We start from the raw sequence: 14894 nt of genomic DNA on the forward strand, positions 1-14894 counted from the left end.
GTCCATGTTTTCTACAAGCTTTACCTGGAACGACATGCTGTTCCTGCTCGACGGGGCCTGGGTCACCCTGCAGCTGACCTTCTGGTCGATCATGCTGGGCTCGGTGGCCGGGCTGGTGTTCGGCCTGCTGCGTGCGCTGCTGCCACGCGCCAGCCTGCCGCTGGCCTGGGTGCTGGATGTGTTTCGCAGCGTGCCGCTGCTGATCCAGTTCGTGCTGTTCAACTCGTTCAAGAGCATCGTGGGCCTGAACATCAGCGCCTTCAGCGTGGGCTGCATCGTGCTGGGGGTGTACGCCGCGGCGTACTTCACCGAGATCGTGCGCAGCGGTGTGCTGGCGGTACCGCCCAGCGTGCGCCGGGCCAGTCGGTCGCTGGGCCTGAGCTACCTGCAGGACCTGCGCTGGATCGTGCTGCCGATGGCCTCGCGGGTGGCCTTTCCGGGCTGGCTGAACCTGGTGCTGAGCGTGATGAAGGACACCGCGCTGGTGATGTGGATCGGCATCGTCGAATTGCTGCGCGCCTCCCAGACCATCGTCACACGGATTCAGGAACCCCTGCTGGTGCTGTGCATCGCGGGCCTCATCTATTACGTCATGAGCCTGGTGGTCGCACGCCTGGGCGCCCGACTGGAAAGAAGGTGGCAAGAAAATGATTGAGATCGACAACGTACACAAATCCTTCGGCGACCTGGAAGTGGTCAAGGGCGTGAGCCTGACGGTGAACAAGGGCGAGGTGGTGTCGATCATCGGCGGTTCGGGCTCGGGCAAGTCGACCCTGCTGATGTGCATCAACGGCCTGGAGCCGATCCAGAAGGGCAGCATTCGCGTGGACGGCATCGAAGTGCACAACCGCGCCACCGACCTCAACCGCCTGCGCCAGAAGATCGGCATCGTGTTCCAGCAGTGGAATGCCTTCCCGCACCTGACGGTGCTGGAGAACGTGATGCTGGCGCCGCGCAAGGTACTGGGCAAGAGCCGCGAGGAAGCCGAGGCACTGGCGATCCAGCAGCTGACCCACGTGGGGCTGGGCGACAAGTTCAAGACCTTCCCCGGCAAGTTGTCCGGTGGTCAGCAGCAGCGCATGGCGATTGCCCGGGCGCTGGCGATGTCGCCGGACTACATGCTGTTCGACGAGGCCACCTCGGCGCTCGATCCGCAACTGGTGGGCGAAGTGCTGGACACCATGCGCATGCTTGCCGAAGACGGCATGACCATGGTGCTGGTGACCCACGAGATCCGCTTTGCGCGGGATGTGTCGGACCGGGTGGCGTTCTTTCGCAACGGGCTGGTGCACGAGATCGGCTCGCCGGACCAGGTGATCGGCAATCCGCAGCAGCCGGAGACGGCGGCGTTTCTCAAGTCGGTGAAATAGCTTCAGACCCCTTCGCCGGCAAGGCCGGCTCCTACAGGGTTCTGCGCAGCCTGTAGGAGCTGGCTTGCCAGCGAAGGCCACACCATCAATCAGGAGCCAGGCAATGCGTTCATCAAAGGTGATTCATGTAGTCAGCTGCCACGCCGAAGGCGAGGTCGGCGATGTGATTGTCGGTGGCGTCGCGCCGCCACCGGGCGACACCCTGTGGGAACAGTCGCGCTGGATCGCGCAGGACGACACCCTGCGCAATTTCGTGCTCAACGAACCGCGTGGCGGCGTGTTCCGCCACGTCAACCTGCTGGTGCCGCCCAAGAACCCGGCCGCGCAGATGGGCTGGATCATCATGGAGCCGGCCGACACCCCGCCGATGTCCGGCTCCAACTCGCTGTGCGTGGCCACGGTGCTGCTCGACAGCGGCATCCTGCCGATGACCGAGCCGCAGACCCGCCTGGTGCTCGAAGCCCCCGGCGGCCTGATCGAGGCCGTGGCCGAATGCCGGGACGGCAAGGTTCAGCGCGTGGAGGTCAGGAACGTGCCCTCCTTCGCCGACCGCCTGGACGCCTGGATCGAGGTCGAGGGTGTGGGCTCGCTGCAGGTCGACACCGCCTATGGCGGCGACAGTTTCGCGATTGTCGATGCCCAGCGCCTGGGCTTTGCCATTCGCCCCGACGAGGCCGCCGACCTGGTGGAGGTGGGCCTGAAGATCACCCGCGCCGCCAACGAGCAACTGGGTTTTGTGCACCCGCTCAACCCCGGCTGGTCGCATATCTCGTTCTGCCAGATCGCCGCGCCCATCGTGATGGAGAATGGCGTGGCCACCGGTGCCAACGCGGTGGTGATCCAGCCCGGCAAGATCGACCGCTCCCCCACCGGCACCGGCTGTTCGGCGCGCATGGCAGTGTTGCAGGCCAAGGGCCTGATGCAGGTGGGCGAACGCTTCATCGGCCGCTCGATCCTGGGCTCGGAGTTCCACTGTCGCATCGATTCGCTGACCGAAGTGGCCGGCCGCGCCGCCATCTACCCGTGCATTTCGGGGCGCGCCTGGATCACCGGCACCCACCAGTTGCTGCTCGACCCCGCCGACCCGTGGCCACAAGGCTACCGACTGTCGGACACCTGGCCCGGCGCCTGATCGCTAAGCCCTTGATTCACAAACCCTAAGCAAAAAGACCAGCAAAAACCCCGAAATAACGCTGGTCTGCTTCACACACATAAAATATCGTATACGAAATACTAACAACCACCGGAGACAACCAATGAGCAAGCGCATCAACTGGAGTGGCGTGTTCCCTGCGGTCACCACCCAATTCAACGACGACTTCTCCATCAACCTGGAAAAAACCCACCAGGTGATTTCCAACGTGATCCGCGACGGCGTGTCGGGCCTGGTGGTGTGCGGCTCGGTGGGCGAGAACACCTCGCTGACGGCCGAAGAAAAGATTGCCGTGACCGAAGTGGCGGTGGATGCCTCGCGTGGGCGTGTGCCGGTGATCTGCGGCGTGGCCGAGTTCACCAGCGTGCAGGCCGCCAAGGTGGCCAACGCGGTGCGCAAGGTGGGCGTGGACGGGGTGATGCTGATGCCGGCACTGGTGTACGGCTCCAAGCCGTTCGAGACCGCCGAGCACTACCGTTACGTGGCCAAGCATGCCGACGTGCCGCTGATGGTCTACAACAACCCGCCGATCTACAAAAACGACGTGACCCCGGACATCCTGATTTCCCTGGCCGACTGCGACAACGTGGTGTGCTTCAAGGATTCCTCCGGCGACACCCGCCGCTTCATCGACGTGCGCAACGAGGTGGGCGACCGCTTCGTGCTGTTCGCCGGCCTCGACGACGTGGTGCTCGAAAGCATCGCGGTGGGCGCCGAGGGCTGGGTGTCGGGCATGTCCAACGTGTTCCCCAAGGAGGGCGAGACGATCTTCCGCCTGGCCAAGGCCGGACGCTTTGCCGAGGCCATGCCGATCTACGAGTGGCTGATGCCGATCCTGCACCTGGATGCCCGCGCCGACCTGGTGCAGTGCATCAAGCTGTGTGAAGCCATTGCCGGTCGCGGCAGCGCGCTGACCCGTCCACCGCGCCTGGCCCTGCCAAAGGACGACCGCGAGTTCGTCGAGCAGATCATGGCCAAGGCCCTGGCCAATCGCCCTGAACTGCCGGATGTCGGCCTCTGAGTGAGTGCCGGGCGGGCCTCTCTGCGGGGCCCACCCGGCGCGCCAGTTTTTCTGTCTTGCGCCTGCACAGGAAACGCCAGCATGAGCACTGCACACCCCTCTCCCCGCGCAACCACCGCCCCGGCGGGCCTCAAGCGTGTGGTAGCGGCCGCCATGGCCGGTACCGTCGCCGAATGGTATGAATTCTTTCTCTACGGTACGGCCTCGGCACTGGTGTTCGGCCAGTTGTTCTTTCGCCAGACCGACAGCCCCATCGACGGCATCATCGCCGCCTTCGCCCTCTACGCCGTAGGTTTTCTGGCCCGCCCGCTGGGCGGCCTGGTGTTCGGCCACTATGGCGACAAGTTCGGGCGCAAGCGCCTGTTGCAACTGAGCCTGGTGGTGGTCGGCATCACCACCTTTCTGATGGGCTGCCTGCCCGGTTTCGACAGCATCGGCTACGCCGCGCCCATCCTGCTGGTGCTGCTGCGCCTGATCCAGGGGTTCGCCTTTGGCGGCGAATGGGGCGGCGCGATCCTGCTGGTGTCCGAGCACTGCCCGGACAACCGTCGCGGCTTCTGGGCCAGCTGGCCGCAGGCCGGCGTACCGGCGGGCAACCTGCTGGCCACGGTGGCGCTGCTGGCGCTGTCGAGCACCCTGAGCGAGGAGCAGTTCCTGGCCTGGGGCTGGCGCGTGGCGTTCTGGCTGTCGGCACTGGTGGTGCTGATCGGCTACTGGATCCGCACCAGCGTGGATGATGCCCCGATCTTCAAGCAGGCCCAGGCCCGCCAGGCACAGCACAAGGTGCAGCAGCTGGGTGTGGTGCAAGTGCTGCGCCATCACTGGCGTTCGGTACTGGTGGGCATCGGTGCGCGGTTTGCCGAGAACATCCTGTACTACACCGTGGTGACCTTCTCGATCACCTACCTCAAGCTGGTGGTGCACAAGGACACCTCGCAGATTCTGCTGCTGATGTTCGGCGCGCACCTGCTGCACTTCTTCCTGATCCCGCTGATGGGCTACCTGTCCGACCTGGTGGGGCGCAAGCCGGTGTACCTGACCGGTGCGGTGCTGACCGCGTTCTGGGGCTTCGTCGGCTTCCCGATGATGGACACCGGCAACAACTGGCTGATCATGGCGGCGATCACCCTGGGCCTGGCCATCGAGTCGATGACCTATGCGCCCTACTCGGCGCTGATGGCCGAGATGTTCCCCACCCATGTGCGCTACACCGCCTTGTCGCTGTGCTATCAGGTGGCGCCGATTTTCGCCGGCTCCCTGGCACCGCTGATCGCCATCACCCTGCTCAACAAGTACAACAGCTCGACGCCGATTGCCTGGTACCTGGTGGGCGCCGCGGCGATTTCCATCGTCGCCGTCGGCCTGACCCGTGAAACCCGTGGCAAGTCGCTGCACCTGGTCGACGCCGAGTCGGCCGAGCGGGTTGCCGCCAGCACCGACACCGCCAGCGCTCGCGGCAACTCGCTGGCCTGAGCCCAACCCTTTCAACAGGAGGTCTGCATGACCGAGATCATCGGCCACAACTACATCGGCGGTGCGCGCAGCGCCGCCGGCAGCATCACCCTGCACAGCCATGACGCCACCACCGGCGACGCCCTGCCGTACCGTTTCACCCAGGCCACCGCCGAGGAAGTGGACGCTGCCGCCCGCGCCGCAGCGGCGGCCTACCCGACGTTTCGCAACCTGCCGGCCGGGCGCCGGGCGGAGTTTCTGGAGGCCATAGCCGAGCAGCTGGACGCGCTGGACGATGACTTCGTCGCGCTGGTAACCCGCGAAACGGCCTTGCCCACGGCACGGATCAAGGGCGAGCGCGGCCGCACCAGCGGGCAGATGCGCCTGTTTGCCCAGGTGCTGCGCCGGGGCGACTTCTACGGTGCACGCATCGACCGCGCATTGCCCGAGCGCCAGCCGCTGCCACGGGTGGACCTGCGCCAGTACCGTATCGGCGTGGGGCCGGTGGCGGTGTTCGGCGCCAGCAACTTTCCGCTGGCGTTCTCCACCGCCGGGGGCGATACCGCAGCGGCGCTGGCGGCCGGCTGCCCGGTGGTGTTCAAGGCCCACAGCGGGCACATGGCCACGGCCGAGCACGTGGCCAACGCGATCATTCGCGCCGCCGAGCGCACCGGCATGCCCGAGGGCGTGTTCAACATGATCTATGGCGCCGGGGTGGGCGAGGCGCTGGTCAAGCACCCGGCGATCCAGGCCGTGGGCTTTACCGGCTCGCTCAAGGGCGGGCGCGCGCTGTGCGACATGGCGGCGGCGCGGGCGCAGCCGATCCCGGTGTTTGCCGAAATGAGCAGCATCAACCCGGTGCTGGTGCTGCCGCAGGCGCTGCAGGTGCGCAGCGAGAAAATCGCCACGGAGCTGGCGGCGTCGGTGGTGATGGGCTGCGGGCAGTTCTGTACCAACCCCGGGCTGGTGATCGGGCTGCGCTCGCCGCAGTTTTCGGCGTTTGTTGCGCACTTGGCGGCGACGCTGGGCGAGCAGCCGGCGCAGACCATGCTCAATGCCGGCACCCTGCGCAGTTATGCCAGGGGCGTACAGGCGTTGCAGGCGCATCCTGGGGTGAGCCACCTGGCGGGCCGTGAACAACAGGGCAACCAGGCGCAGCCGCAGCTGTTCAAGGCAGATGTGAGCTTGCTGCTCGACGGTGATGCGCTGTTGCAGGAGGAGGTGTTCGGGCCGACCACGGTGGTGGTGGAAGTGGCCGATGCGGATCAGTTGCACAGCGCGCTGGCGAGCCTGCATGGGCAGTTGACCGCCACCCTGATTGCAGAAGCCGACGACCTGGCGCAGTTTGCCCAGGTGCTGCCGCTGCTGGAGCAGAAGGTTGGGCGGGTGCTGTTCAACGGCTACCCGACCGGTGTTGAAGTGTGCGATGCGATGGTGCATGGCGGGCCCTACCCGGCCACCTCGGATGCGCGGGGGACGTCGGTGGGGAGCCTGGCGATCGATCGGTTCCTGCGGCCGGTGTGTTACCAGAACTGCCCGGATGATCTGCTGCCGGCGGCGTTGCAGGATGGCAACCCGCTGGGGATTGTGCGGTTGGTGGAGGGTTGTAGCAGTCGCGAACCGCTCTGACTGATTTGGGGCTGCTTTGCAGCCCATCGCGGGCCAAGCCCGCTCCCACAGGTACACCACTGTGTTCATGGTCAGTGGAGACCCTGTGGGAGCGGGCTTGGCCCGCGATGGGGTTTCAGTTCAGCAATGCCTTGAGGTCGTTGTACAGCGCCTCGGGGATCTGCACGCCCTCCTCCAGGCTGCGCTTGCGCGCCTCGAAGCGGCGCTGTGACGGCAGCCGCGCACCCTGCCCCTCGATGCCCGCAAACACCGCCTCCGCCCGCGCCAGGTGCGCCTCGGCGCCCGCCCCCAGAAACCGCTGCGGGTCCAGCGCGAGGATCAGCTCGCCATGGTACGGCGAGGACTTGCTGCCCGCGTCATAGGCCAGCGACTCGGCACTGGTCAGGTCGCCGATCAGCGGCCCGGCAATCAGCTCGACCATCGCCGCCAGCGCCGAACCCTTGTGCCCGCCAAAGGTGAGCATCGCGCCACTGTCGAGCACCACGTTCGGGTCGGTGCTCGGCTGCCCCTGGGCATCCACGCCCCAGCCTTCGGGGATGGCCTTGCCGGCGCGCCGATGCAGCTCGATGTCGCCGCGCGCAATCGCGCTGGTGGCAAAGTCGAACACGAACGGGTTGGCGCCCGCACGCGGCCAGCCGAACGCGATGGGGTTGGTGCCGAACACCGGCTGGCTGCCCCCGGCCGGCGCCACCCAGGCATGGCTGGGGTTGCACGCCAGCACCACCAGGCCGGCCTCGGTCAGTTGTTCGATCTCGACCCACAACGCCGAAAAGTGCACGCAATGGTTGATGGCCAGGGCCGCGATGCCGTTGCTGCGGGCCTTGGCCTGCAGCATCGGCAAGCCGGCCTGGAACGCCAGCTGCGAGAAGCCGCCAGCAGCATCCACACGCACGATCGAGGGCGCCTGGTCGATCACCTGCGGCTCGGCCGCCGCCGACACCTTGCCGGCCTTGAGCGAGTTCACACAGCCGATCACCCGGTACAGCCCATGGGAGGCGCAGCCATCGCGCTCCCCGGCGACCACCGTGGCCGTCACGGCTGCGGCGTGCGCCGCGTTGAAACCGTTGTGCAGCAGGATCGACTCTGCCAGTTCATGGGCTTGGGTAAGGGTCAGTCGAATCATGGTCAGCTCCTTGGACAGACCGTCCATCGTGCCCCATCGACCGGGGCCGGGCTTGATCGATTCGGACCACGGGCATGACGAACTTGGCACAGTGGCCAACAGCCCCCCACGCACACCCAGAGAAGCTGTTCAGTTTGTAATCAAACTGACGCAGCCCTTGTGGTACGTAGCGTGTAGCGCTTTATCCACAGAGCTACCCACTTTTTTTGTGGATAGCTTCAGCGCAGTTCGACCGGTTGCAGGTCGGCCCAGGATTCCACCGGGCCGGGGTTGCGCGGGTCGCTCGCGCCGCCCAGGCACACGGCAATCTTGTTCACGGCATTGAGTGCGCTGGTGACCGCGCCCTCGGCCCAGCCACCGGTCCAGGACACGTCGTCGCCGGCCAGCACGAAGCCGTAGGGCGTGGCATCGCCCACCCCGGTCATGAACTGCGCGAAGAGCCTGCGCTGGTAGGCGTACTGCCCGGGCAGGTTCATCTTGAAGGCGCCCAGGTAGTGCGGCTGGTCCTCCCAGTTGAACTCGACGAAGGTGTTGCTGGCACTGTAGTGCGCGGCGAGGTCCACGTTGGGGTAGATGGCCTGCAGCAACGTGGTGCACAACTGGGCATGCTGCGGCGCCGGCCTGGCGCGGTCGCCCAGGAACTTCAGCGCATCGTCGTTCCAGGTGTACGACAGGAAGATGCCGCTGCCGCGGTAGCCGCTTGGCGCCTGCGCGTAATCGACCAGGTAGGTGCCACGGGTGAGGCCATCGGACAGCGTCACGCTCAGCGTGCGTTCCTGCATCGGCCCCGGTCGTTCGTGCCAGAAGGGCCGCCGGGTGGCCGCGAAGATCTTTGCCGACTGCATGTAGTGGGTGTATTTGACGGCCTCCCAGGTCGCGCTGGGCAGCAGCGCGTCCATGGCCTTCAGTTGCTGCACGGTGCCGCTGGCGCGCAGCTTGTCGAGCACCCGCAGGTGCGGGGTGTAGACCACGTGGCCGATGGTCAGCCAGGCGCTGGTATCGCGCTTGAGGTCGTGGACCAGTACCGAGAACTCACCGTTCGCCAGCGGGCTGATATGCCGGACCTCCTGGTTGAACGGCTCGGCGAATACCTGGCGGGTCATCGACTCGACGCTGCTGTCGCCCTGGCCGTTGGCGCAGGGGTCGCCCAACGCAGTGGGCGATTGCGTCCACAGCGCCCTGGGCAGTGCATCGGCGCCCTGGTACATGAGCCGGTGGCTGGCATCCAGCCCGGTGTACAGCACCCGCAGCACTTCGAGAATGCTGTTGGGGTAGTCGGTGTTCCAGCCACCGGTACCGAAGCCGATCTGGCCGAACAGGTTGATCTGCTCGCGGCTCCACCCCGACTCCTGCAGCAGGGCCTGGTAGAAGCTGACGTCGTCCCAGCTGCGGCCGGCGCCGCAGTGGACGATGGCATTCCACAGGCGCTTGATGGCTTTCTGGTCGATGCTGCCTTCGGTCATGGCGGTTTCCAGTTCATGGAAGTGGAACGGCGCGCCCGCCAGAAAGGTGTCGAAGAACTGCTCTTCGAGCTGCAGGTACTCCGGTGGCACGGGAAACACCGGGCTGTCGTGCTCGTAGTACTTCACGCGGCCCTGGTAGTCGACCACGGTGCTGACTGCGGCCGCTGTGCCGGGGTTGGGAAAGTCCGCCGACTGCGCGGTCATGCCCACCTTGTCGAAGTAGTGGAACAGCGCCTTGCCGGATACCGGAAAGCGCATGGCGCCCAGCTCGCAGATCACCTCGGCGCCGGGGTCGCCCATGACCCTGGAATACAGCCGCCCGCCGATGCGCTCGCCGGCCTCCAGCACCACCGGGTGCAGGCCCATCTTCAGCAGTTCGTAGGCCGCCACCAGGCCGGCGATACCGGCGCCGACCACCAGCACCTTGCGGCCCCAGCACTCGGGCGGCACGCGGCACAGCGGCTGGCCGGCGGCACGGGCGGCGGCGAGGTAGTCGGCGTAGTGGAACGGGAAGTCCGGGACCAGCGCGGTCACGTCCTTGTTGCGGGCAAGTGGCGTCCTGCGGGGGCTGCGCGAAGGGATGGCGGACATGGCAGTGGCTCCAGGGGCAATCGGGCTCTTGCGTTGAGGTCACAAAGACTGCCAGCGATGTGACTTCTTTCAGAAAAGACCAGACCGACCCGGAGCACCAACACGCACCCGACCGGCGGCCTGTGACGTACACAGGCCGCCGGTGCGATTCAAGGTGCGGCTTTGTGCCGCGCCATGTAGTCCTCGTACTCGCGCGACATCACGTAGAGCTTGATCTGCTCGACCTCCTCGGGCTTGAGCGAGTCGTCGAACGACGGCATGCCCAGTGGCTTGAGCGCGCCCAGCAGGACGATCTGCTGGAAGTGCTCGCGGGTGGCGTCGCTGGACTGGCGCAGGTCGGGAATCAAACCGCCGCTGATGGTGCCCATGCCGTGGCACACGCTGCAGAACTGGCCATACAGCTGCTTGCCGGCCTGCACCTGCTCGGGTGCTGCGGTGACGGGCTGGGGCACGCGCTCGACCTTGGCGGGCGCCGGGGGCGGTGGCGGCAACTGCGCCTTGCCATCGAGGGCGAACACCAGCAGACGGCTGCGGTTCTTCATGCCCGGCAGGTTCATCGACTCGCCGCCGGTCAGGGTGGCCACGCCGCCCCAGCCGGCCATGATCGCCACGTACTGACGCCCGGCCAGCTCGAAGGTCATGGGCGCGGCAACGATGCCGCTTTGCGCCTCGAACTGCCACAGCGCCTCGCCCTTGTCGGCGGAATAGGCATGCATCTGCCCCGCCGCGGTGCCCTGGAACACCAGGTTGCCGGCGGTGCTCAGGGTGCCGCCGTTCCAGTGCGTGGGGTACGGCACCTTCCAGGCGGCCTTCTGCTTGACCGGGTCCCAGGCCAGCAAGGCGCCGCTGACCACGGCGGCCGGCACGTCGGTGGCGTCGGCAAAGCCGGCGGCGGTGTTGAATGCCTTGCGGGTGACGAAGTCCTTGCCTTCGTTGCGGTACACACCGGGCACTTCCTGGTAGGGGATGTACACCAGACCGGTGCCGGGGTTGAACGACATCGAATGCCAGTTGTGCGCGCCGAAGGGGCTGGGCCACATCACGATGGGCTCTTTTTCGTAGCGCACCCCAGGGGCCTCGACCGGCCGGCCGGTGGCGAGGTCGACCTTCTCGGCCCAGGTGACCTTGCCGAACTTCTCGGCCGAGATCAGCTTGCCGTTGGTGCGGTCGAGCACGTAGAAGAAGCCGTTTTTAGGCGCCTGCATCAGGACCTTGCGCGGTTTGCCGTCGATGTTCAGCTCGGCCAGGGTGATCTGCTGGGTGGCGGTGAAGTCCCAGCTGTCGCCCGGGGTGACCTGGTAGTGCCAGGCCAGCTTGCCGGTGTCGGGGCGGATGGCGAGGATCGACGACAGGTACAGGTTGTCGCCACCGCCCGGGCTGCGCACCTCGCGGTTCCACGGCGAGCCGTTGCCGGTGCCGACGTAGAGCAGGTCCAGCTCGGGGTCGTAGGCCATGCTGTCCCACACCGTGCCGCCACCGCCGAGCTTCCAGTACTGGTCGCCCTGCCAGGTCTTGGCCGCTTCGCGCAGTTCGGGATGCTCGTAGGGCAGCGCCGGGTCGCCCGGTACGGTGTAGAAGCGCCAGGCCAGTTTGCCGGTGTCGGCGTCATAGGCCGAGACGAAGCCGCGCACGCCGTATTCGGCGCCGCCGTTGCCGATGATGACCTTGCCTTTGACCACCCGTGGCGCGCCGGTGATGCTGTAGGGCTTGGCCGGGTCGGTGGTCTGCTGGCTCCAGATGGCCTTGCCGGTCTTGGCGTCGAGGGCGATCAGACGCCCGTCCAGGGTGCCGACGTAGACCTTGTCGCCCCACAGTGCCACGCCGCGGTTGACCGCGTCGCAGCACGAGGTACGGGCATTGACCTTGGCCACCTCGGGGTCGTAGCGCCACAGCTCCTTGCCGCTGGCGGCGTCGACCGCGATCACCCGGCTCCAGGACATCGAGGTGTAGATCACCCCGTCGTGGAACAGCGGTGTCGCCTCCAGGCCGCGGGTGTTGTCCAGGTCCATGTACCAGGCCAGGCCCAGTGACTTGACGTTGCTGGCGTCGATCTGTTTGAGCGGGCTGAAGCGTTGTTCGGCATAGGTGCGGCCGTGGCTGAGCCACTCGCCGCCGGCCTGTTCGGTGGCGCGGATGGCGGCCTCGTCCACCCCGGCGGCAAGGGCTGCCAGCGGGGTGGCCAGGCACAGCATCAGCAATGAAGTACGCAAAGGTTTTTTCATGTTCGGTGTCCTCGGTGATGGCTGCAGGTGCGGGTCAGAACACCTGCATCAGGCGTACGTTGAAGCGGTCGCCTTCCTTGAAACCGTTTTCCACCGACTGGTCACGGCCATAGTTGAACAGCAGCTGGGTCTTGGGGGTGACGAACCAGCCTGCGCCCACCAGAAACTTGGCGGTGTCGGGTTTGTCGTGCTGGTCGACGCCGTCCAGGCGGGTTTCGCCGCCCCACAACCTGGAGTAGCCCACGCGCAGGTCCAGGCTCGGGGTGAGCTGGTAGCGCAGGAACGCCTGGCCCTGGTACAGCGCGGACTGGCGCAGGGTCAGGCCGGCGGAGGTGGCGTCGTCGTTCTTGCCGAACCAGGTGACGTCGCCGATCAGGTCCAGCCACCACTTGTCGCCCAGGCCCTGGATGTAGCCGGCCTGCAGCGCGAACTTCCAGCGGTTCTCGCCGATGTTGAGCGCGTCGTCGCGGTCGTAGCGGCCGGTGGGCACGTAGAGGAACGGGGTGATGCCGAAATAGGTCTTTTCTTCCGGGCGCTCCACCAGCCACACGGTGGAGGCCAGGATCAGGTCGCCGATGCCGCCATCGCTCTTGCCCAGGCCCGAGGTGTCGCGCTTGCCTTCGAGCTGGCCGAAGGGCAGCAGGAACTGCGGGTCGATGGTGAACCCGCCCAGCTTCATGAAGTGCACGCCCCTGAGAATGCCGATGTCGGAGTTCAGCCCGGCACGCACCGGCTGCTTGTGGCCACCGGAGTACAGCGAGCGACGTTCGGCATGCTGGTAGTAGACCATGCCCAGGTTGGTGCCTTCGGGCAACGCGGTGTAGTCCCCGGCGTCCACATCCACGGCGTGCGCCTGGCTGCCCAGGCAGCCGGCGAGGCCCAGCGTCCAGGCCTGTGCCCAGCCCAATGCAGTACGACGGCGGTGTGCCGGCACGCTTGACAGTACGGTCTTGCTCATCGAGTCACCTGTTTATTGTTTTTGTCGGATGAGCCACCCAATGGGCGGCACACAGGCCGTAGCAGGCTTCGTGCCAACGAAATTAATCCATTGATATCAATTGGTTGCGCTTTGAGGACGTCAACCTGCGGTGAGGTGCCCGGCTGCCACCTGCCGCGTTGCAGGCCCGGTTTGCAAGGCTTTGCGGGGTTTCTCAGGGGCGTCTCATGTGTCTCACCGTTTGTCTCGACCTAATACGCACAGAACCGGCTCAAGCCCTCCAAACCCCTGAAAAACAAGTACTTTGGTAGTAGAAAAAAGCTGGCACAAGGGTTGCTGAATGCCTCGGGTTCCTTTCAATAACAAGAGAGCCACACCCATGACCCATGCCTTCCCGGTTCACAGTGATACCCAGGCGTTCGTGCAGCGTCAGCACCGCATGCTGATCGGTGCCGACTGGCGCGGCGCCAGCGATGGCGCCACGCTGCAACTGCTCAACCCGGCCAACGGCCAGGCGCTGGCCCAGGTGCCTGCCGCCACGGTCGAGGATGTCGACCAGGCGGTACGTGCCGCGCGCCAGGCGTTCGATGACTCGCCCTGGAGCCGCATGCGCCCACGCGAGCGCCAGAACCTGCTGTGGAAGCTGGCCGACCTGATCGAGCGCGATGCCCAGGTGTTCGCCGAGCTCGAATGCCTGAACAACGGCAAGAGCGCGCAGGTGGCGCGGGTGATGGACGTGCAGATGGCCATCGACTCGCTGCGCTACATGGCCGGCTGGGCAACCAAGATCGAAGGCACCACGGTCGACCCGTCGCTGCCGCTGTTCGACGGCGAGTTCCATGCCTATGTGCGCCGCGAGGCAGTGGGTGTGGTGGGTGCCATCGTGGCGTGGAACTTCCCCCTGCTGCTGGCCTGCTGGAAGCTGGGCCCGGCGCTGGCCACCGGGTGCAGCGTGGTGCTCAAGCCGGCGGACGAGACCCCGCTGAGCGCGCTCAAGCTGGCCGAACTGGTACTGGAGGCCGGCTACCCGGCGGGCGTGTTCAACGTGGTCACCGGCGTGGGCGCGGTGGCCGGTGCGGCGCTGTCGGCGCACCCGCTGCTGGACAAGGTGACCTTCACCGGCTCGACCGAGGTGGGCAAGCTGATCGGCAAGGCGGCGATGGATTCGATGACGCGGGTGACGCTGGAGCTGGGCGGCAAATCGCCGACCATCATCCTGGCCGACGCCGACCTTGAGGTGGCCGCTGCCGGTGCCGCCAGCGCGATCTTCTTCAACCAGGGGCAGGTGTGCTGCGCGGGGTCGCGCCTGTATGTGCACCGCAAGCATTTCGACCGCGTGGTGGCCGATATTGCCGGCATCGCCAACGGCATGAAGCTGGGCAATGGCCTGGACCCGAGCATCGACATGGGCCCGTTGATCTCGGCCAAGCAGCAGGCACGGGTGGGCCGCTACATCGACATGGGCCGCGAGCTGGGCGCCAAGGTGGCGTGTGGCGGCGAGTATTACGGGCCGGGGTATTTCGTGCAGCCGACGGTGATTGCCGACGTCGACCAGCAGTGCCCGCTGGTGCAGGAGGAGATTTTCGGGCCGGTGCTGGTGGCGATTCCGTTCGACGACATGGACGAGGCGATTCGCCTGGCCAACGACAGTGCCTATGGCCTGGGCGCGAGCATCTGGTCCAACGACCTGGCGCAGGTGCACCGCATGGTGCCGCGCATCAAGTCGGGCTCGGTGTGGGTCAACTGTCACAGTGCGCTGGACCCGGCGCTGCCGTTTGGCGGCTACAAGCTGTCGGGCGTGGGGCGCGAGATGGGCGCGGCGGCCATCGAGCATTACACCGAGCTGAAGTCGGTGGTGATGAAGCTGTAGGCGGCAGTTGGGGCCGCTCTGCGGCCCGATCGCGGGTCAAGCCCGCTCCCACAGGAGGGGGCT

Annotated in this window: 11 protein-coding genes; 7 read left to right on the forward strand and 4 right to left on the reverse strand. The window is 66.3% G+C overall.

Features of this window, described 5'->3' with window-relative positions; translation table 11 throughout:
• The first annotated feature begins 4 nt into the window (after window positions 1–4).
• The 6 genes from NP552_RS25095 to NP552_RS25120 all read left to right on the forward strand — a co-directional run bounded on the left by NP552_RS25095 (window position 5) and on the right by NP552_RS25120 (window position 6625).
• Window positions 5–655 carry an amino acid ABC transporter permease gene (locus NP552_RS25095; protein WP_043861057.1) on the forward strand — a complete coding sequence of 217 codons (651 nt, stop codon included), beginning with the start codon at window positions 5–7 and terminating at the stop codon, window positions 653–655.
• Window positions 648–1370, forward strand: a complete 723-nt coding sequence (locus NP552_RS25100; RefSeq protein ID WP_054916116.1) for an amino acid ABC transporter ATP-binding protein — start codon at window positions 648–650, stop codon at window positions 1368–1370. Before NP552_RS25095 ends, NP552_RS25100 begins: the two co-directional genes overlap by 8 nt.
• Window positions 1371–1473: 103 nt before the next feature.
• Window positions 1474–2502, forward strand: a complete 1029-nt coding sequence (locus NP552_RS25105; protein ID WP_054916117.1) for a trans-3-hydroxy-L-proline dehydratase — start codon at window positions 1474–1476, stop codon at window positions 2500–2502.
• A 124-nt stretch (window positions 2503–2626) separates the two neighbouring features.
• Window positions 2627–3544 carry a dihydrodipicolinate synthase family protein gene (locus tag NP552_RS25110; RefSeq protein ID WP_043861054.1) on the forward strand — a complete coding sequence of 306 codons (918 nt, stop codon included), beginning with the start codon at window positions 2627–2629 and terminating at the stop codon, window positions 3542–3544.
• Window positions 3545–3625: 81 nt separating this feature from the next.
• Window positions 3626–5017, forward strand: a complete 1392-nt coding sequence (gene abaF, locus NP552_RS25115) for a fosfomycin efflux MFS transporter AbaF (RefSeq protein WP_100633765.1) — start codon at window positions 3626–3628, stop codon at window positions 5015–5017.
• Between the two features lie 27 nt (window positions 5018–5044).
• The gene (locus NP552_RS25120; protein ID WP_274097273.1) at window positions 5045–6625 is read left to right on the forward strand and encodes an aldehyde dehydrogenase (NADP(+)); all 1581 of its coding nucleotides are present in this window, start codon (window positions 5045–5047) and stop codon (window positions 6623–6625) included.
• Between the two features lie 115 nt (window positions 6626–6740).
• On the opposite strand, the gene NP552_RS25125 is transcribed toward NP552_RS25120, so the two are convergent.
• The 4 genes from NP552_RS25125 to NP552_RS25140 form a co-directional block, all read right to left on the reverse strand.
• On the reverse strand, window positions 6741–7748 hold the full coding sequence (locus tag NP552_RS25125) for an Ldh family oxidoreductase (protein WP_058541183.1): 1008 nt from the start codon (window positions 7746–7748) through the stop codon (window positions 6741–6743).
• 218 nt (window positions 7749–7966) lie between these two features.
• Window positions 7967–9802 carry a flavin monoamine oxidase family protein gene (locus NP552_RS25130; RefSeq protein WP_058541184.1) on the reverse strand — a complete coding sequence of 612 codons (1836 nt, stop codon included), beginning with the start codon at window positions 9800–9802 and terminating at the stop codon, window positions 7967–7969.
• A 149-nt stretch (window positions 9803–9951) separates the two neighbouring features.
• Entirely contained in the window at window positions 9952–12024 is a 2073-nt protein-coding gene (locus NP552_RS25135; RefSeq protein WP_274097274.1) for a PQQ-dependent dehydrogenase, methanol/ethanol family, read from the reverse strand.
• Window positions 12025–12058: 34 nt separating this feature from the next.
• Window positions 12059–12982 carry a transporter gene (locus NP552_RS25140; protein ID WP_052504233.1) on the reverse strand — a complete coding sequence of 308 codons (924 nt, stop codon included), beginning with the start codon at window positions 12980–12982 and terminating at the stop codon, window positions 12059–12061.
• A 358-nt stretch (window positions 12983–13340) separates the two neighbouring features.
• Here NP552_RS25140 and NP552_RS25145 point away from each other — a divergent pair, with 358 nt between their 5' ends.
• Window positions 13341–14831, forward strand: a complete 1491-nt coding sequence (locus tag NP552_RS25145; protein WP_043861048.1) for an aldehyde dehydrogenase family protein — start codon at window positions 13341–13343, stop codon at window positions 14829–14831.
• Window positions 14832–14894: the final 63 nt, after the last annotated feature.

The sequence above is a fragment of the Pseudomonas sp. 8209 genome (assembly GCF_028682105.1).
Lineage (GTDB): Bacteria > Pseudomonadota > Gammaproteobacteria > Pseudomonadales > Pseudomonadaceae > Aquipseudomonas > Aquipseudomonas palmensis.